22 protein-coding genes and 1 pseudogene are annotated in these 17,633 nt (G+C 66.9%); 15 read left to right on the top strand and 8 right to left on the bottom strand.

What is annotated here, in order from left to right; translation table 11 throughout:
* Window positions 1–13: 13 nt before the first annotated feature.
* Window positions 14–631: a class I SAM-dependent methyltransferase gene (locus A5695_RS19750; RefSeq protein WP_231974910.1), complete on the bottom strand. Its 618-nt coding sequence runs from the start codon at window positions 629–631 to the stop codon at window positions 14–16.
* 163 nt (window positions 632–794) lie between these two features.
* Between A5695_RS19750 and A5695_RS19745 the strand changes: the two genes are divergently transcribed.
* Both A5695_RS19745 and A5695_RS19740 read left to right on the top strand, forming a co-directional pair.
* Window positions 795–1,265 (top strand): SRPBCC family protein, encoded by a 471-nt coding sequence (locus tag A5695_RS19745; protein WP_068085921.1) that lies wholly within the window; start codon window positions 795–797, stop codon window positions 1,263–1,265.
* A gap of 90 nt (window positions 1,266–1,355) precedes the next feature.
* Window positions 1,356–1,907, top strand: coding sequence for a VOC family protein (locus A5695_RS19740; protein ID WP_068085916.1), 552 nt, complete (start codon window positions 1,356–1,358; stop codon window positions 1,905–1,907).
* A 124-nt stretch (window positions 1,908–2,031) separates the two neighbouring features.
* Here A5695_RS19740 and A5695_RS19735 read toward each other — a convergent pair whose 3' ends face one another.
* Window positions 2,032–2,526 carry a nitroreductase family deazaflavin-dependent oxidoreductase gene (locus tag A5695_RS19735; RefSeq protein ID WP_068085913.1) on the bottom strand — a complete coding sequence of 165 codons (495 nt, stop codon included), beginning with the start codon at window positions 2,524–2,526 and terminating at the stop codon, window positions 2,032–2,034.
* A 118-nt stretch (window positions 2,527–2,644) separates the two neighbouring features.
* On the opposite strand from A5695_RS19735, the gene A5695_RS27850 reads away from it, so the two are divergent.
* From A5695_RS27850 to A5695_RS19720, 4 genes are all read left to right on the top strand, one after another.
* Entirely contained in the window at window positions 2,645–2,968 is a 324-nt protein-coding gene (locus A5695_RS27850) for a hypothetical protein (RefSeq protein WP_369830214.1), read from the top strand.
* Between the two features lie 83 nt (window positions 2,969–3,051).
* Window positions 3,052–3,450, top strand: coding sequence for a VOC family protein (locus A5695_RS19730; RefSeq protein ID WP_068085909.1), 399 nt, complete (start codon window positions 3,052–3,054; stop codon window positions 3,448–3,450).
* Between the two features lie 121 nt (window positions 3,451–3,571).
* A complete protein-coding gene (locus A5695_RS19725) occupies window positions 3,572–3,931 on the top strand; it encodes a hypothetical protein (protein ID WP_068085906.1) in 360 nt (119 codons plus the stop codon).
* 139 nt (window positions 3,932–4,070) lie between these two features.
* Entirely contained in the window at window positions 4,071–4,613 is a 543-nt protein-coding gene (locus A5695_RS19720) for a peptidoglycan endopeptidase (RefSeq protein WP_156749751.1), read from the top strand.
* A gap of 181 nt (window positions 4,614–4,794) precedes the next feature.
* Here A5695_RS19720 and A5695_RS30060 read toward each other — a convergent pair whose 3' ends face one another.
* Window positions 4,795–4,923: a hypothetical protein gene (locus tag A5695_RS30060; protein WP_255398688.1), complete on the bottom strand. Its 129-nt coding sequence runs from the start codon at window positions 4,921–4,923 to the stop codon at window positions 4,795–4,797.
* Between A5695_RS30060 and A5695_RS19715 the strand changes: the two genes are divergently transcribed.
* Window positions 4,913–5,236, top strand: coding sequence for a putative quinol monooxygenase (locus A5695_RS19715; protein WP_068085901.1), 324 nt, complete (start codon window positions 4,913–4,915; stop codon window positions 5,234–5,236). The genes A5695_RS30060 and A5695_RS19715 overlap by 11 nt on opposite strands.
* On the opposite strand, the gene A5695_RS19710 is transcribed toward A5695_RS19715, so the two are convergent.
* Window positions 5,233–5,925, bottom strand: a complete 693-nt coding sequence (locus A5695_RS19710) for a guanylate cyclase (RefSeq protein WP_068085899.1) — start codon at window positions 5,923–5,925, stop codon at window positions 5,233–5,235. The two genes, A5695_RS19715 and A5695_RS19710, sit on opposite strands and share 4 nt — an antisense overlap.
* Window positions 5,926–5,994: 69 nt before the next feature.
* Between A5695_RS19710 and A5695_RS19705 the strand changes: the two genes are divergently transcribed.
* A complete protein-coding gene (locus A5695_RS19705; RefSeq protein WP_068085897.1) occupies window positions 5,995–6,204 on the top strand; it encodes a hypothetical protein in 210 nt (69 codons plus the stop codon).
* Here the strand turns inward: A5695_RS19705 and A5695_RS19700 are convergent.
* Entirely contained in the window at window positions 6,156–6,980 is an 825-nt protein-coding gene (locus A5695_RS19700; protein WP_068085894.1) for an adenylate/guanylate cyclase domain-containing protein, read from the bottom strand. The genes A5695_RS19705 and A5695_RS19700 overlap by 49 nt on opposite strands.
* A 122-nt stretch (window positions 6,981–7,102) precedes the next feature.
* Here A5695_RS19700 and A5695_RS19695 point away from each other — a divergent pair, with 122 nt between their 5' ends.
* Window positions 7,103–8,509, top strand: coding sequence for a glucose-6-phosphate dehydrogenase (locus A5695_RS19695; protein ID WP_068085891.1), 1,407 nt, complete (start codon window positions 7,103–7,105; stop codon window positions 8,507–8,509).
* A gap of 15 nt (window positions 8,510–8,524) precedes the next feature.
* A complete protein-coding gene (gene gnd, locus A5695_RS19690; RefSeq protein ID WP_068085888.1) occupies window positions 8,525–9,547 on the top strand; it encodes a phosphogluconate dehydrogenase (NAD(+)-dependent, decarboxylating) in 1,023 nt (340 codons plus the stop codon).
* Between the two features lie 111 nt (window positions 9,548–9,658).
* Here gnd and A5695_RS19685 read toward each other — a convergent pair whose 3' ends face one another.
* Window positions 9,659–10,522, bottom strand: a complete 864-nt coding sequence (locus tag A5695_RS19685; protein ID WP_068085885.1) for an alpha/beta fold hydrolase — start codon at window positions 10,520–10,522, stop codon at window positions 9,659–9,661.
* Window positions 10,523–10,644: 122 nt separating this feature from the next.
* Here A5695_RS19685 and A5695_RS19680 point away from each other — a divergent pair, with 122 nt between their 5' ends.
* The 3 genes from A5695_RS19680 to A5695_RS19670 all read left to right on the top strand — a co-directional run bounded on the left by A5695_RS19680 (window position 10,645) and on the right by A5695_RS19670 (window position 13,377).
* Window positions 10,645–11,118 (top strand): VOC family protein, encoded by a 474-nt coding sequence (locus tag A5695_RS19680; protein WP_068085882.1) that lies wholly within the window; start codon window positions 10,645–10,647, stop codon window positions 11,116–11,118.
* A gap of 111 nt (window positions 11,119–11,229) precedes the next feature.
* Complete coding sequence (locus A5695_RS19675; protein WP_068085879.1) at window positions 11,230–12,135, top strand: alpha/beta fold hydrolase; 906 nt, start codon at window positions 11,230–11,232, stop codon at window positions 12,133–12,135.
* Window positions 12,136–13,377 carry a WS/DGAT domain-containing protein gene (locus A5695_RS19670; RefSeq protein WP_068085876.1) on the top strand — a complete coding sequence of 414 codons (1,242 nt, stop codon included), beginning with the start codon at window positions 12,136–12,138 and terminating at the stop codon, window positions 13,375–13,377.
* On the opposite strand, the pseudogene A5695_RS19665 reads toward A5695_RS19670, so the two are convergent.
* Window positions 13,378–13,851: pseudogene (locus A5695_RS19665) on the bottom strand (MarR family transcriptional regulator); the annotation flags it as partial.
* 273 nt (window positions 13,852–14,124) lie between these two features.
* On the opposite strand from A5695_RS19665, the gene A5695_RS19660 reads away from it, so the two are divergent.
* Window positions 14,125–14,634, top strand: coding sequence for a DoxX family protein (locus tag A5695_RS19660; protein WP_068085873.1), 510 nt, complete (start codon window positions 14,125–14,127; stop codon window positions 14,632–14,634).
* A gap of 14 nt (window positions 14,635–14,648) precedes the next feature.
* Here the strand turns inward: A5695_RS19660 and A5695_RS19655 are convergent, their stop codons facing one another.
* The gene (locus tag A5695_RS19655; protein ID WP_068085868.1) at window positions 14,649–16,013 is read right to left on the bottom strand and encodes an FAD-dependent oxidoreductase; all 1,365 of its coding nucleotides are present in this window, start codon (window positions 16,011–16,013) and stop codon (window positions 14,649–14,651) included.
* 118 nt (window positions 16,014–16,131) lie between these two features.
* On the opposite strand from A5695_RS19655, the gene prpD reads away from it, so the two are divergent.
* Window positions 16,132–17,633, top strand: a 1,502-nt coding sequence (gene prpD / locus A5695_RS19650) for a 2-methylcitrate dehydratase PrpD (protein WP_082946196.1), incomplete at its 3' end; no start/stop codon positions are given.

Here is a 17,633-nt window from a genome sequence, read left to right as displayed (position 1 = left end):
CTTCGAGGACGTCTCACGTGACGGCCCGGGCGATGAGCAGATGCGGTGCGTTGGTGTTGTCACTGATTCGACGGTGTTCGACTGGGAGGCCGGTGCTGCGCAACGTGTCGATCACGTCCGGCACCGGACGGAGCTGGAACCCGTTTCCAGTGAACGGCAATTTTGCCATTACCTCGGGTTCGGCCAATCCGATGACCAGTCGCCCCCGGCTGTTTATCACCCTGGCAAGCTCTCGGAACGCTCTGCCGAGCTCGGCGACGAAGTAGATGGTGTTGACCGTCATGACCCCATCGAATGCGCCAGCGGCGAAGGGGAGCTGCGTCATGGACGCGGAATGCAAAGATAGCCGCCCATTTTGGATGTCTGAGCGATATCGACCGGCGGCCTGGCTGAGCATCGTCTCCGACACCTCGACACCGTGAACACTGCCCGTCGGACCGACACTGTCGAGTAGGAATTTCAAGCCCACTCCGCCTCCGAATCCGACATCGGCCACCACGGATGCTTCTTTTGGTTGCAGCGCCTGCGCGGCGCTCTGGATCAAGCGTCGGTTGCCCCGGTTGAGCGCGGCACCAACGAGGCGCCCGCGTAGACCGCTCGGATGACCGAGTTGCTTCGCAACGCCGGTCATGACGGAATCCCGAAACCTCATCCCACCTACGGTAGGGCACGCATTCGAAGCAGTGCGAATACCGACATGAACTTACCGAGACCAGGCGAGTGCGGCATGATTTCGTGGCCGACGGCGGCGTGGTGGAGTTCCGGTTCGACCTGTGATCGGGAACCCTGGCGTCATGGGACGAACTGATACCGCCTCGTTGGTGATTGCCGCCCCGCTGAGTCGGGTGTACACCGCCCTGGTCGAACCGCAGGCGCTCGTCGAATGGCTTCCGCCGCAGGAGATGTCCGGGAAGCTCGAATACTTCGACGCACGCCCGGGCGGCTCTTACCGGATGAGACTGACCTACGCCCACCCGCCCGAGTCGGGTGGCAAGTCGAGCAACGACTCGGATGTCGTGGAGGCTCGGTTCGTCGAGATCGTGCCCGACGAGCGGGTCGTCCAGGCCGTCGACTTCGAATCCGACGACCCATCGTTCGCCGGAACGATGACGATGACATGGGCGATCACCGCGTTGAGCGCCGGCAGCACCCGCGTCGAGATCCGGGCCAACGATGTCCCACCGGGCATCTCGGCAGGCGATCACATCGACGGTCTGCGGTCGTCGTTGGCTAATCTCGCGGCGTATCTGGCTCCGGACACGTGATTGACGGCGACGTCGAAAGACTAGACGAGGCTTCATTGAGTGCGCCGCCGGTACTACATTGTGTAGTAAGACTATCTTCAGAGGTGCACGATGCGGTGGCGGGGCGTCTGTCATGTTGAATTTGCCGTCTTGGACTACGGCGACTCGATCAGGTTCTATGACTCGCTGTTCGGCTGGCTGGGCTATAGCAGCTTCTCGTCGCTGAACATGGAGTACCAGTCGACATATTACATGACTCGGCATGTCAATCCGCACAGCTACATCGGTATTCAGCCCGCGCATACCGGAGCAAGGCTGGTACACCGCGATCAGGCGGTCGGCATCAACCACATCGCGTTGTGGGCGCGGAGCAGGGGAGAGGTCGACCGCTTCCATCGCGAATTCTTGATCGGGCGGAATATCCCCGTCACTGACGAGCCGAAGGAGTACCCTCAGTACTGGCCCGGTTACTACGCGGTGTTCTTCGACGACCCGCTCAACGGGATCCACTGGGAGTTGGCGTGGGTGCCGAAAGTTCCTACTCCACGCCAATTTTGGTCGTTTTATCGCGCAATTCAAGGGTTCGCGCGGAGTCGGCCAGACCTGGCGAAGACGGTGCCGGGCGTTGTATTGCAGGCGAGGAGAACGCTACCGGTCCGGTAGGCGCGCGGCGCACGCTTCGCGAAGCGGGTGCAGGCGTCGGAAATCACGGAAACGCAACGCATTTCAGCATCGGCGGCGGAGAGGTGAGCGGGCTCTCATGATGCGCGCCGGGCGGGACCCGGCGCTAGCGCGATTCCAGTCGAAAGATCGGAATGTCGCGGCTAGCGGGCGCCGCCTTGTCCCGGTACTCGGCGTATCCCGAGTAGATGCGGTTGGCCAATTCGAATAGTCGGGCGTGCTCGTCGGGATCAGTGACTTGCCGCGCGGTGAATCGCTCGCCGCCGAATTCGCAGTCCGGATGCGCCTTCAAGTTGTGGTACCACTGCGGGTGTTTGGTGCCGCCGAAGTTGGAGGCCAGCAGGATGACGTCGGGACCGTCATGGAAGTAGGTGAGTTGTACCTCGCGCTTCTGACCGGACTTCGCGCCGGTGGTGACGAGCGGCGCGTTGATGATCGAGCCCATGTTGACCCGCCCGCCGGTGAGGCGGAACAGGTACGGATCGGTATGGCGTGCGATGTGGCGGGCGATGAACTGCCCCGCCCGCGAACGTCCGAAGCGAACGCTTGCCCGATACAGCGGGCCCCGGCGCTTGTGCGGGTCCACGTACCTCAGCGGCATATCCCGACCATACTGGCCGCAGCAAGCGTGGGGGCTTGCTTGGATGCTGGTCGGGGGAAATGCTCTAGGGATGGGTGAACGCGTGAGGCCGTGCATCCGGCGGTTCGGGCAAACCTTGATGGCCGGCACGCTGGCGTTGTCGTCCCCGCTCGCGCTGGCCGGCCTGGCAGACGCGGCCCCGAGCTCGCACTGGTGCCCGGGCACTGCCTGGGACCCGAGCTGGGGCACCGTTTACAACTGGGGCTGGGGTAAGTGCCACGACTGGCAAGGCCCGGCCGGTCAAAGTTTCCCGACGGGTGCGGGGCCATGGGGACCTGCGCCGATATGGGCGCCGCCGCAACCGCCTCCGCCGCCGTGGGCGCCCGGGGCGAAGCTGATGTGGAACCCGACCGGGCCCGGCAACTGGGGATTCTGGAATGACGGCATCTGGACCCCGGTCTAGTCGACCCGCTGTCCTTGTCGGTGGTGCTTCATAGCATGCCCTCGTCACACGAGCTTGCACGTCACCGCAGTCAGGAGGGCCCCATGAAGTTCGTTTCCACCCGCATCATCACCGCCGATGTCGGGCGGCTCGTCGATTTCTACGAGACGGTCGCCGAGGTTCCCGCGGTATGGGGCAACGAGCTTTTCGCCGAGATCCCCACGCCGGTGGGCACGCTCGCGATCGGCAGCGACAAGACGGTGCCGCTGTTTGCGGCCGGATCCGCCGAACCAGCGGCCAACCGCAGCGCGATCGTGGAATTCCTGGTCGACGACGTCGACGCGCAGTACGAGCGGCTGCGCGAACACGTGAGGGAGGTCGTGACCGAGCCGACCACTATGCCGTGGGGAAACCGTGCGCTGCTGTTCCGGGATCCGGACGGGAACCTCGTCAACCTGTTCACCCCGGTGACCGAGGAGGCTCGCGCCAAGTTCGGAATCTAGTCGGGACGCAACAGATTTGGATGACGACGTGGCGACGGAACCGGAAATGGTGAGACCGCCTCGGCCGATGCGCCCCGCGCATCCGTGCGCGCAGGGTCGTCGCGGCGCTATGGTTTAGCTCGTGGCCGTTGAGGACCGCCCCGACACTCCCGGGGAATTCGAACGCCAAGCCGAGGCGCTCGATAAGCGCGAGGAGGCGCTCGAAAAGCGCGAGGCCGAAGTTAGAAGGCGCGAGTTTCTGGCGGGTAGACGAGATCGGCTCGCCGACCAGCGAGATCGAATCGCCGACGACCGCGAGCGTCAAGCGGACGAGCGGGAGCGGCGCGCGGACGAACGCGAGGGCACGGCCGAACAGCGTGAGCGTGCCCGGCTCCGGCGGCTGGACGAACAGGCCATGCGCAAGGAGGCGACGGCCCGGCGAGAGCAGGCCGACATCGACCGGGAGATGGCGCAAACCGAACGCGGTCCCGACTACACCTGAGTCCGTGCGTTTGCTGCTGGCGGGATCTGGCGCGGCACCAGGTTTGCTGGAAGTGCGGCGGACGTCATTGTCCGCGTTGCGAATGACCTAGGCCACAAATTTTGGTGAACAATACCCGCCATTGTTAGCGTCCCCGGCCATGGTAGTACTTGCAACATTGATGTCATTGATTAATCAGGTTTCCGGGACTCCCTATATTCCGGGTGGAGACTCTCCCGCTGGAACGGATTGCTCAGGACTCGTTTCGTGGGTGGCCAACGCAGCATCCGACCGGCCGGTCTTCGGCAACCGGTTCAACACCGGAAACGAGGAAGCGGCGTTGTTGGCGCGGGGTTTCCAGTATGGGACCGCCCCCAACGCTCTCGTGATCGGATGGAATGGCGGTCACACGGCCGCGACGCTGCCGGATGGGACCCCGGTCGCCAGCGGTGAGCGCGGTGGCGTGCATATTGGTGGCGCGGGCGCCTACCAGGCCGGGTTCACGCATCACATGTTCCTGCCGATGCCGCCGGATGGCGAGGGCGCACTTCCGCCTCCGCCGGACGCGCCGCCTCCGCCGGACGCGCCGCGTCGGCCGCCGGAGGCGCCGCCTGTGTTGGTCGACGCGGCGGCCCCAGCACCGCCCCCACCGCCGGCGCCGCAAGCGCCTCCGCCCGGCGATCCCGGAATTGCGAATCCCTAACGAATTGAATTCGCGCAGGATTCGATTGGACGCACAGATTATTTCCGCGGTACATATCTCCGGCTTCAATGGAGTGAAATAGCGCAGAACGCGCGGGATTTGTGATCCAGACCACTTGGCGCGCAGATCGGAGCTGCCGAAAGACTGGTGAACGACCGTGAAGTGTGCCCCCGGGCGTCGATCAGGATGCCCGGGGGCAACTTTGCTGGCCCGCCTGCGGCGTCCCACCGATATGCTGGCGCTGCTCGCCCATGTCGAGCCGACGCAGCGTCTCCCAGCGAGCAAGGCGGAAACCGGCCATGATCTTCATCGTCGTCAAGTTCGAGACCAAGCCCGAGTGGACGGACCGGTGGACGGATCTGGTCAGCTTGTTCACCGCGGCCACGCGCGCCGAGGACGGCAACCTGTGGTTCGAGTGGTCACGCAGCCTGGACAACCCGGCGGAGTACGTCTTGGTGGAGGCTTTCCGTGACGACGAGGCGGGCGCCCTCCACGTCAACAGCGATCACTTCAAGCAAGCGATGCAGGAGCTGCCGCAGGCCCTGGCGTCCACCCCAAAGATCATCAACCAGACCATCGACGCCACGGGATGGTCGGAACTGGGCGAGATGTCGGTCGGCTAGCCGACTTCGCCTACCGTCACGGTGATTTCGCCGCCCAGGTGGTAGCCCGGCGCCAGCGGAAGCGTGTCACCGCTCCAAAACTTGCCGGGATCGAACCAGTTCGCGTCCTTGTCCGTGTTGAGCAATCCCATTTCCTCGTAGGTGATCGCCACCGTCTCCGCGCAATAGGCGGTGGAAAGGCTCATCTTGCGTTCCTCCCGGCGACGCCGGGTCTGCTCGCGAACCTTGCTGTCCACCACCGGGATTCCCCGTACCCAGTCGTTGATGGTCGGGAGCCGGCCGCGGAACCAGCGACCGGTCAGCCGCGCGGTGGTGGGAAACGCGGTCCCGTCCATCCGCGCGATCACCCGCAGCAGCTTATTCTCCTGCTCGCGGGTGGGGTTGGGCGTCAGCTGGCGCAGCCAGCACCTCTGCTGGTACCGCTGCGTCCACTGCAGGACGGCCTGACGCAGATCGTTGAGCTGCACGCCCCGGTGGTTGGTGCCCGTCCACATGTCGACGAGCTTGTCGCCCAACTCGGCGTGCCAGATCAACGGCGGCAGGTCGTCGATGGCCACCGTCATGCCCACGTGGTTCACCGGTGCGTTCGTCAGCGTCTGAATGGCGCGGTCGGGCCGCGAGCGGCCGCGAAACAACCAAAGATCTCCGGTGCGAGTCTCGTTCAGGGCCTGATCGAGGGTCAGCGTCATGAGCGTGTCGATGCCTGTGTCCGGTTGCAAGAGCACACAAGTTAATCACAGCCCGCATACGCTGTGTCCATGCGCAGAGTGTGGAAGTGGGTTGGGCTGGCCGGCGTCGCCGGTGTCGTCGCCGGCGGCGCGCTGGTCGCTCGTGACCAACGCAAACGACGCGCCTACACCGCGGACGAGGTCCGCTCGCGGCTGCACCAACGGCTGGCCGAATTCGACGCGGAGGGCTTTCAGTCCAGGTCGGGATCGGCCGGGGCCTCCACGGCGAACAGCGAATAGGCGCCCGAAAAGCCCTTCAGCTCGACCTCACGCCCCTTGTCGAAGCGGATGTCGTCGCAGTCGGAAAGGGCGTCCCGCACAGGCTGACTCACCAGGATCTCGCCGCCGGCGGCCTGGGCCGCCACCCGAGCGGCCATCGCGACGTTGCGGCCGAACAGATCGTCGCCCCGGCGCACTGACCGGCCCATGTGGATACCGATCCGCACGCGAATCTCCTCGTGCCGCTTGCGTTTTGCATCCTTGCGCAGCGCGCGCTGCAGGTCGATGCCACACCGCACCGCCTGGTCGGCGCGAGAAAAGGCGATCATGAAGCCGTCACCCTGGCTCTTCACCACATGACCGGATCGCCGCTGCACCAGGTCCGACACCAGTTTGTCATGTGCGCCAATGAGTTTGACCCAGGCGCGGTCACCGATCCGCTCGTTGAGCGCGGTGGATTCCTCGATGTCGGAGAACAGGATCACCACGCGGCCGTCCGGGGTGACCCTGGCCAGATCGGGTCGTTCCACCTCCGCCCAGTCGGCGAGATCCTCGATCGAACCGCGTACGGCGGCCCCGAAGCCTTCTTTGCGAACGACGTTGGCGGTGTTCCAGACGGTCTTGAGGGCCTCGCGCCCGCCCGACAGGAGCCAGCTACGGGTGTCGGTCCGGTGCCGCAATTCGTCGATCTCCTGGCGGCTGCGCACCAGCAACCGCGAAAGTACGGCGAGCGCGACGGCTTCGATCACGGCGATACCGGCCAAGCCGTACACCGTGATATGCAGTGCATCACCCACGCAAGCATCCTGCCAAGGCCGCGACGGCGTGCGGTTGTCGGGCCTGTGTGCGGTGTCTAGTGTTAGGTCCGACCGCCGCGGGTAGTGAAATCTAAAGAGCCAACGACTTCGGAGGTACGGGCTTGGCCGACGGCGGCGACAACTCTTCCAACAAGCTGGTGATCTTCGGCATCACCGGCGATCTGGCGCGCAAGATGACCTACCGCGCCTTGTACCGGCTCGAGGCACGCAAGTTGCTCGACGTCCCGATCATCGGCGTGGCCAGTGACGACATGCCGCTCGAGAAGCTGGTCGAGCGCGCCCGCGAGGCCGTCCAGGCCTCCGGCGAGGAGTTCGACGACGCGGTCTTCGATCGGCTCGCAGGGCGGTTGTCCTATCTGCACGGTGACGTCACCGACGAGGAGTTGTACGGCCGGCTCGCCAAGGAGATCGGCAAGGACTGCCGGCCGCTGTTCTACCTGGAAATGCCGCCGTCCCTGTTCGCGCCGATCGTCGAAAACCTTGCCAAGGCCGATCTGCTGGAGTGCAGCCGTGTCGCGGTGGAAAAGCCGTTCGGCCATGATCTGGCCTCGGCGCGCGACCTGAACGCCCGGCTGCGTGCGGTGCTCGACGAGGACCAGATCCTGCGGGTGGACCACTTTCTGGGCAAGCAGCCCGTCGAAGAGCTGCAGTATCTGCGCTTCGCGAACAACGCCCTGGCCAAGCTGTGGGACCGCGACAGCGTTTCCGAAATCCACATCACCATGGCCGAGGATTTCGGCATCGAGGACCGCGGCAAGTTCTACGACGCGGTGGGCACCCTGCGCGACGTCGTGCAAAACCATCTGCTGCAGGTGCTCGCGCTGGTCGCGATGGAGCCCCCGGTCGGTCCCAGCGCCGACGACCTCAACGACAAGAAGGCCGAGGTGTTCCGGGCGATGCCGGCGCTGGATCCCGAGCGGTGCGTGCGCGGCCAGTACCGCGGCTACACCGACGTCGACGGGGTGGCGAAGGATTCGCAAACCGAGACCTACATCGCGCTGCGAACCGAGATCGACAACTGGCGCTGGGCCGGTGTGCCGATCTTCCTGCGTGCCGGAAAGGCGCTGCCGGAGAAGGTGACCGAGGTGCGGATGTTCCTCCACCACGTTCCGGGATTCTCGTTTCTACCGAACCGCCGGCCACCCGAGCCCAACCAGATCGTGCTACGCATCGATCCCGACCCCGGGATGCGGCTGCAGTTGTCCGCCCAGGTTGGCGACGGATGGCACGACGTGCACCTAGACTCGTCGTTCGCCGAGGATCTCGGGGAAGCCGTGCGGCCCTACGAACGGCTTCTGTACGCCGCGCTCACCGGCGACCGGCAGCTGTTCGCCCGCGAAGACGCCATCGAGGAGACGTGGCGGATCGTGCAGCCTGTGCTGGACAAGCCGAGCCGCATCCACCACTACGAGCAGGGTTCGTGGGGGCCCGAGGCGGCGCAGTCGCTGCTCCACGGCCATCGCAGCTGGCAAGAGCCGTGGCTGCCCAAGCGCACGTCGTCACAGTAAGGAGAACGGGAAGAGATGCAGCTCGGGATGATCGGACTCGGCCGGATGGGCGCCAACATCGTCCGCCGGGTCGCCAAGGATGGACACGAATGCGTGGTCTACGACCACAACCCCGACGCGGTTAAGGCGATGGCGGGGGAGGAGCGGACCACCGGTGTGTCGTCGATGCAGGAGCTCGCCGAGAAGCTGACCGCTCCGCGGGTCGTCTGGGTGATGGTGCCGGCGGGCACGATCACGACGGGCGTCATCGAAGAGCTGGCCAAGACGCTGGAGTCCGGCGACATCGTCATCGACGGCGGCAACTCCTATTACCGCGACGACATCAGCCACGCAAAGACATTGTCCGAGAGGGGTATTCACCTGCTCGACTGCGGCACCAGTGGCGGGGTGTGGGGCCGGGAGCGCGGCTATTGCCTGATGATCGGCGGCGACGACGAAGCCTTTCTACACGCCGAACCGATCTTCGCCAGCGTCGCGCCCGGCGTGGACGCGGCGCCGCGTACGCCGGGCCGGGACGGTGAAGTGGAGCGGTCGGAAAAGGGTTACCTGCACTGTGGGCCGTCCGGCGCCGGGCACTTCGTCAAGATGGTGCACAACGGCATCGAGTACGGCATGATGGCCTCGCTTGCCGAGGGACTCAACATCCTGCGCAACGCCGACATCGGCAAGCACATCCAGCAGGGCGACGCCGAGACGGCGCCGTTGTCCAACCCGGAGTTCTACCAATATGACTTCGACATCCCCGAGGTTGCCGAGGTGTGGCGCAGGGGCAGCGTGATCGGCTCCTGGCTACTGGACCTGACCGCGATTGCGCTGCACGATTCGCCGGATCTCAAGGAGTTCTCCGGACGGGTGTCCGACTCCGGCGAGGGACGGTGGACCGCCATCGCGGCGATCGATGAGGGGGTGCCTTCGCCGGTGTTGACGACGGCGCTGCAGTCCCGGTTCGCGTCGCGGTCGCTCGATGACTTCGCCAACAAGGCGTTGTCAGCGATGCGCAAGCAATTCGGGGGGCATGCCGAGAAGCCGGCGAACTAGATTGTGGCGATCGCGAGGGCGGCGTAGCCGGGTGATGCGGGTCGCCACCATTGGGCTTGTGGCGATCGCGAGGGCGGCGTAGCCGGGTGATGCGGGTCGCCACCATCAGAACTAGTGGCGCTTGACGAATTTCACCACGGCGTCGCTGAACGCATCGTTGTCGTCGCCGGCCGCGGTGTGCCCGGCATTGGACAGCTCGACGAACTCCGCCCGGGGCACCGTGGCCAGAAAGTGCCGAACGCCCTCGGGGCTGACGACGTCGGACAGCTTCCCGCGGATCAGCAGGACCGGAATCGACAGGCTCTTCGCGGCCTGTTCGAAGTTCTCCGTGCGTAACTCGGGATCGTCGCCCGGTTTGGTCATGAACGCCGGATCCCAATGCCAGAACCAGCGGCCATCGCGTAGGCGCAGGTTCTTCTTCAACCCCTCGGGGCTGCGCGGCTTGTCCCGATACGGCAGATAGGCGGCGACGGCGTCGGCGGCCTCCTCCAGCGAGTCGAAACCGTCGAGGCCGCTGATCATGAAATCGCGGATCCGGGCGCTGCCGCCCTTCTCGAAGCGCGGCACCACGTCGACCAGGACCAGCCGCGTCACCCTCGCGGGCCCGGCCCGATGGGCGGCGAGGATGCCGGTCAGCCCGCCCATGCTCGCTCCGATGATCATCACCGGCCGGCCGATCGCCTCGATCACCTGCAGGACGTCGGCCGTCAGGGTTTCGATGTCGTACTCCGCGTCGGGCGAGCGATCGCTGTCACCGTGTCCGCGGCTGTCGGGCGCTACCACGTGCAGGCCCTCGTCGGCCAGGGCTTGACCGGTGTTTTTCCACGAATGCCGGTTCTGGCCGCCGCCGTGCAGCATCAGGACGCTGGGCCGGCCCGCGCCGTCCGTCCCCCGATTCCATTCGTCGGCGACCAGGGTGATTCCGCCGGCGCCGGAAAACTCGACCGTCTCGGGGCTGTTGGTGACGGTGCTCATGCGACCTGACGTTACATAGCGCGTATATGCACCGTTCGCCGGGGCGACAAGGCGATGAGTTTCCGCGCTGGCGGGGGTCTATCTGAACGACACCCATCAGCCAGTAAGGAGGCGGCCGTCCTATGCCATCGATCACCCCGTCGTTGTGGTTCGACCACGACTTGGAGGAGGCAGCCGAGTTCTACACCTCGATATTCCCGAACTCCCACATCGAGGGCTTCAACCGAACCACCGAGGCCGGCCCCGGCGAACCGGGCACGGTCCTGTCCGGCAGCTTCGTCCTGGACGGCAGCCGGTTCATCGGGATCAACGGCGGCCCGCACTTCCAGTTCAGCGAGGCGGTGTCCTTCACGATCCACTGCAAGGATCAGGACGAGGTCGACTACTACTGGCAGCGCCTGACCGACGGCGGCGAGGAATCGCAATGCGGCTGGTGCAAAGACCGCTTCGGGCTGAGCTGGCAGATCGTCCCGGACCGGTTGTATGAGTTGATCGGTGATCCCGACCGCCGGCGCGCTGCGGCGGCCACGCAAGCGATGTACGGCATGCGCAAGATCATCATCGCCGATCTGGACCGAGCCGCCGCCTGGGTATAGCGAAATTCCCTGTCTTAGAAGCAGTTTGACCGCTTAGGGCATGCGGTCAGTGTGCCGTGGACCCACACGCGTTAGGTTGGTCCGTGCGGACGCGCCGAGCAGGGAGTGAACATGGGTGAACCTGGCTGGATCGACGTACCGAGCCCTGCCGGGAACCTGAAGGCACTCACCTGGGGGCCCCGCGACGCGCCTCTCGCGTTGTGCCTGCACGGATTCCCCGACACACCCTACGGATTTCGCAAAATCGCTCCCCGGCTCGTGGAGGCGGGCTGGCGGGTGGTGGCCCCCTTCATGCGCGGGTACGCGCCGTCCTCGATTCCGGCCGACGGCAGCTACCACGTCGGCGCGATGATGGACGACGCCCTGCGAGTCCGCTCCGCGGCGGGTGGCACCGACCGTGACGTGGTGATCGGTCATGACTGGGGTGCGATCGCCACCACCGGTCTGGCCGCCATGCCCGACAGCCCTTTCACCAAGGCGGTGATCATGTCCGTGCCCCCGTCGGCGGCCTTCCGTCGCCGGGCCGGCGTCGGCGAGCGCGCCCGGCTGGTCGCACACCTGGCGCGCCAGCTCTTGCGCAGCTGGTACATCATCTACTTCCAATTACCTGGGCTGCCAGAGCGTTCCGAGTCGTGGGTACTGCCGTTGCTATGGCGTCGATGGTCGCCGGGATATCGCGCCGACGAGGATCTGCGTCACGTCGACGCGGCAATCGGGACGCCGGAGAGCTGGCGCGCGGCGCTGGGACCTTACCGCGCCACGATCCGCAATACCCGCCCGCCCGCGCGGTATGCCGAGCTCAACAACCTGTGGACCGAAGAGCCCGTGTGGCCGTGCCTGTACCTGCATGGTCGCGACGATGGCTGCATGACACCGGCTTTCGCCCGCTGGGCGGAGAAGGTGTTGCCGCCGGGCAGCGAGGTGGACATCGTCGAACACGCCGGGCACTTCCTGCAGCTCGAGCAGCCGGACAAGGTCGCCGACCTGGTGCTCGGGTTCATCGGCTCACCCGCCTGAATGGCCGCGCAGCGGATGGCCGCCGTCGATGCGCAGTTCTATTGGATGTCGGCCAAGATCCCCAGCGACGAGTTCCTGCTGTATGCGTTCGACAGCGAGCCCGCCGACTATCCGGCCGCGGTCGAGCAGGTCTGCCAGAGGGTCGGCGCGGAGCCGGCGCTGACGCTTTGCGTCCGAGAAGGCAGTCCTCTGACCTACCCGCAGTGGGTGCGCGCCGCCGTCGCGCCCGAGTGGGTGGTCCGCCACGACCTCGACGACCGGACGTGGGCCGGCTGCCTCGCGGCGGTCGTCGCCCTGGCCGGTAACCAGCTCGACGTGCGTCGGACGCCCTGGCGGCTGCACGTCTTTACCCCGGTGCTGGGCATCCCGGGCGTAACCGGGACGGGTTGCGTGGCGGTATTGCAGGTCCCGCACGCGATGGCCGACGGGGCGCGAGCAGCGGCCATGGCAGGCTGGCTGTTCGGCAGGCCGGACCCGGTTCCTCGGGTGCAACGCCTGCGGTCCGGGTTCCTGCCCTGGCGAGCCGCCCAGGCGGCGCGGGCCCATCGCCGGCTGGTGGCCGAGACCCGCGCCGGGCTGCTGTCCCCCCGGCCGGGTCCCCGTCCCCTGCTGTCGACGAACGCGCGTCCCGGCGCGGTCCGCTCGGTGCGCACGCTGGTGCGGCACCGCAAAGACCTGCGCGGTCCCACCGTTACCGTGGTCGCGCTGTCGGCGATCTCCACGGCGCTGGCCAACCTCTTGGGCGATGCGGCCGATACGCTGGGGGCCGAAGTTCCAATGGCCAAACCCGGTGTGGCGCACGCGCACAATCACTTCGGGAACGTCGTGGTGGGCCTGCACCCGAGGCTGGCGCCAGAGGCACGCGCCGAGCGGATCGCGACGGAGCTGGCCGGTGGTCGGTGCCGCTTCGCGCACCCGGCGACGCGCTACGCCGACCGGGCTTTTGCCGCGGTGCCCGCGCCCCTATTGCGTTGGGGAATAGCCCAATTCGACGCTGACATTCGTCCGGAGCAGGTGTCCGGCAACACCGTCGTGTCCAGCGTCAACCGCGGGGCGGCCGACCTGACCTTTGGCGGCGCCCGAGTGGTGTTGACCGCCGGCTACCCGGCGTTGTCACCGGCGATGGGGCTGACGCACGGCGTGCACGGCATCGGCGACACCATCGCGATCAGCGTGCACGCGGCCGAGACGGCCGTTCCCGACATCGACGCGTACGTGGAGTTGCTCGACGCGGCGCTGTAGCTATTGCCCGTCGCCGGACCGGGCCGCTTCCTCACGCGTCAGGCCGACGGCGGAAATCAGCTCCTCGTGCAGTTCGAACCACACGGTGTGGTAGGAGTCGATCAGTGGCCTGGTCAGCCAGGCGGTGTCGCCGTCCCGCACTTTGTCCAGTGCGACAGTCAGTTTCGTCCCGTATGCGTTAAGCCGGGGCAGTTGTGCCGCGGCCGCCGCGATGATCGGCCGCACGCGCGCGTGCACGTCGTCGAGCCGCGCCAGCACCGCGGCGTCGTATTCCGCGTCGTCGTGGGCGTTGGGCGTGCCGCCGGGGCCGTCCTTGAGCTGCCAATCGGTCACCAGGGCTTTGAAATCGGCGTTGACCGACCGAAAGTCGTCATAGGCGGCCGCGATCACCGCCCGGTCGACGCCCCTGCGCTCCTCGTCGAGCAGCGCCGCGAGCCTGTCGCGCCCGCCGGGGGTGATTCGCACCGTCGCACCGGCGCATCCCCTCGATGCCGTAACCCTTGTTGCCCAACAGCTCCCGCGGGAGATTCGCTGTGCCGTCCAGTAACACCACCGATTGCCTGGCAGAAGCGGCCCCGGGCGTTTGACGGCGGGCACCGCGTGCGATACGAGCCGTGGTGCACCCCCTTGTGATCAGCTGTCGAAAGGCCAACGTCCGAATGCCCGCAATGTTTCCACATGGGTCGGCGGAGTTAGCTGCTCGGCGGTCCTGTTCTCCGGTCCGCCCCATGATCTAGGTTTGCAGGTATGACTCCCTACGACGTCGGGTTACTCATCCTGCGGCTGGTGCTGGGCGTGACTTTGGCCGCGCACGGCTACAACAAGTTCTTCGGTGGCGGACGTATCCCTGGCACCGCGCGGTGGTTCGAGAGCATCGGCATGAAGCCGGGCAAGTTCCACGCCACCGTGGCCGCCACGACCGAGATGGCCGCCGGGCTGGGCCTGGCCGCCGGGCTGCTGACACCGATCCCGGCGGCGGGCTTCGTGTCGTTGATGCTGGTGGCGGCCTGGACGGTGCACCGGGCCAACGGGTTCTTCATCGTCAAGGAGGGCTGGGAGTACAACCTGATCCTGGCGGTCAGCGCCATCGCCGTGGCCACCCTGGGCGCCGGCAAGCTCAGCCTGGACTACGTCGTGTTCGGCCACAACTGGATGGACGGCTGGCGCGGCCTGCTGATCTCGGTGGTGCTCGGCCTTGCCGGCGCGATCGGCCAGCTCGTGATCTTCTACCGCCCGCCCGCTAAGCAGGCTGGTTAGCTGGGAGCCGCGCCCTAGGCGACCGCGGCCGTCTCGGCGTCCCGCACCTCGGCCGCCGCCCGCTCACCCGAGCGAATGGCGCCGTCGATCCACCCGCACATGATGGCCGAACTCTCGGTCCCGGCCCAGTGGATGCGGCCGCACGGCTCGCGCAGGGTGTAGCCGAATTCGGTCAGCACGCCGGTCGGGGCGTGGCCGATCATCCCGCCGCCGGAGTAGCGCTCGATGGTCCAGTTCTGCTCGTGGTACTCCTGCGGCATCCTCGCCTTCTCGCCGAACCGGTCGACCAGCTCGCCGATGAGCGCCGCCCTCCGCTCGGCCTCGTTGAGCTTCGTCAGCCGGCGCGCCGCTGCCCCTTCGGTGATGACGCACATGATGCCGGGGTCGCCGGTGTCCGTGCAGGCGTCGATCGTCAAAGTGGCCGGGGATCCCGGTGCTGCCGACTGACCCGACAGCCCGTCGGCGCGCCAGAAGGGCTCGTCGTAGACGATCGACGTCTTGATGACCGCGCCGCTCGGCATGCGCTGGTGCAGCATCGCCCGGTCCACCGGCAGCATCGGGTCGTAGACGATCGAGGGGGCGATGGCCAGCGGTATCGCCACGATGACCCGCCGAGCGCGCACGGTCAGGTCGGCCGCTGTCACCGTCACGCCGTCGGCGTCCTGGGCGATTTGGCGCACCGGTTGCGAAAGGTGCACTGCGGCGCCCAGTTCGGCCGCGATGGGACCGTAGACGGCGCCCATTCCCCCGACCGGGCGGGCGTCCTGGGAGCCGCCCTTGCCCGAGATCGCGAACGTCAGTCCGCCCGCCGACGCCGTCTGTAACAACCCCCACAGCAACGACGTCTCCGACGCCGCCGAGGTGTAGAGGCCGGCAAAGGCCATGTCCAGCATCTCGCGGGCCTGCTTGGACATGGTGTTCTGTTCGATCCATTCCCCGATGCTGATGCGGTCCCACTCGTCCGCCTGCTTGGCATCCCAGGGGGCTTCCCGCGGAAGCGTTTTGGCCATCTTCTCGATCGACAACAAACCGACGCCGAGGTTGGCAACGGCCCACGGGCTCATCGTCCAGGGGACGGTGCCGCCGTAGCGGTGCTTCCTGCCGTCGACGATCATCATCGCGTCGCCGTCGTTGTGCTGCTTGTACTCGGCCACGCCGAACTCGTCCATCAACGCGTAGATCCGGTCCTGGCCCGGCCCGATCCACGCGCCGCCGCGGTCGACCCACGTGCCGTCGGGACGGTATTCGGTGAAGGTGCGGCCGCCGACCCTGTCGCGCGCCTCCAGCAAGGCCACCGAATGGCCGGCCCGTTTCAACCGCAGGGCGGCCGTCAGGCCCGCGAATCCGGCTCCGACCACGCAGTAATCGACCTCTGACACGGCTGGCTCCTCAACCTATGCCCCACCCCAGCAGCAAACTACACCGCGGGTGGCGCCGGCGGTGGTGGGTTAACTCAGATTTCTGCGCCCGTTCGTGCCGGCCATAGGCTGCGGGTTTGTGTTGACGCATACGGTTCGCGCGCGGCGCAGCTCCGACGACTTCCCCCGCGCCCACCATCTGGCGGCCAAGATCGCCGAGGTCGCCGCCGACCCGGTTGCCGTCGAGCCGGAAGCCGCGGAGATGGTGGCCAACCGGATCATCGACAACGCGGCCGTCAGCGCTGCGGCGGTGCTGCGCCGGCCCGTCACGGTGGCGCGGCAGCAGGCGCTGGCCCATCCGGCGCGGCGGGGAGCCAGGGTTTTCGGCGTCGACGGGACCTATTCGGCGGAGTGGGCGGCCTGGGCCAACAGCGTCGCCGTGCGCGATCTCGACTTCCACGACACGTTTTTGGCCGCCGAATACGCCCATCCCGGCGACAACATTCCTCCGCTGGTCGCGGTGGCCCAGCAGCTGGGACTGCCGGGCGCCGACCTGATCCGTGGTGTGGTCACCGCTTATGAGATTCAGATCGACCTGGCCCGCGGAATCTGCTTGCACGAGCACAAGATTGACCACGTCGCACATCTGGGCCCGTCGGTGGCCGCCGGCATCGGAACCATGCTGCGGCTGGACACCGAGACGATCTACCAGGCGGTCGGGCAGGCGCTGCACCTGACCACCAGCACCCGCCAGTCGCGCAAGGGGCTGATCTCCAGCTGGAAGGCCTTCGCCCCCGCCCACGCGGGCAAGATCGCCATCGAGGCGGTGGATCGCGCGATGCGCGGCGAGGGATCGCCGGCGCCCATCTGGGAGGGCGAGGACGGGGTGATCGCTTGGTTGCTGGGCGGACCCGACCGCGAGTATCGGGTGCCGCTGCCCGCTCCAGGCGAGCCCAAGCGCGCCATCCTGGACAGCTACACCAAGGAGCACTCGGCGGAATACCAGAGCCAGGCGCCGATCGACTTGGCGCGGCGGCTCCGCGAGCGGATCGACGACCTCGGCGAGATCGCGACCATCGTGCTGCACACCAGCCACCACACCCATGTCGTGATCGGGACCGGCTCCGGCGATCCGCAGAAGTTCGACCCGGACGCGTCGCGGGAGACGCTCGACCATTCGCTGCCCTACATCTTCGCCGTCGCGCTGCAGGATGGGAGCTGGCACCACGAGCGGTCCTACGCCGCCGGGCGGGCCCACCGGCCCGACACCGTCGAACTGTGGCACAAGATTTCGACGCTCGAGGATCCGGAGTGGACCCGCCGCTATCACTCGGCGGATCCGGCGGACAAGGCGTTCGGGGCGCGCGCCGAGGTCACGCTCAAAAGCGGGGACGTGATCGTCGACGAGTTGGCCGTCGCGGACGCCCATCCGTTGGGCGCGCGCCCGTTCCGGCGCCCGCAGTACGTCCAGAAGTTCACCGAGCTCGCCGGCGACGTTGTGGACGCGGCTGAGCGGGAGAGGTTTTTGGCCGCGGTGAGCACGCTGGCCGACCTGCGGGCGGGCGACCTCGGCGCGCTGAATCTCAGGGTGGACGCCCGGGTGCTCGAGCGGGCGCCGGCGATTGCGCCGGGCATCTTCGA

The organism is Mycobacterium sp. E1747 (assembly GCF_001667775.1).
Taxonomy (GTDB): domain Bacteria; phylum Actinomycetota; class Actinomycetes; order Mycobacteriales; family Mycobacteriaceae; genus Mycobacterium.
This window is presented reverse-complemented; position numbering and strand designations above follow the sequence as displayed.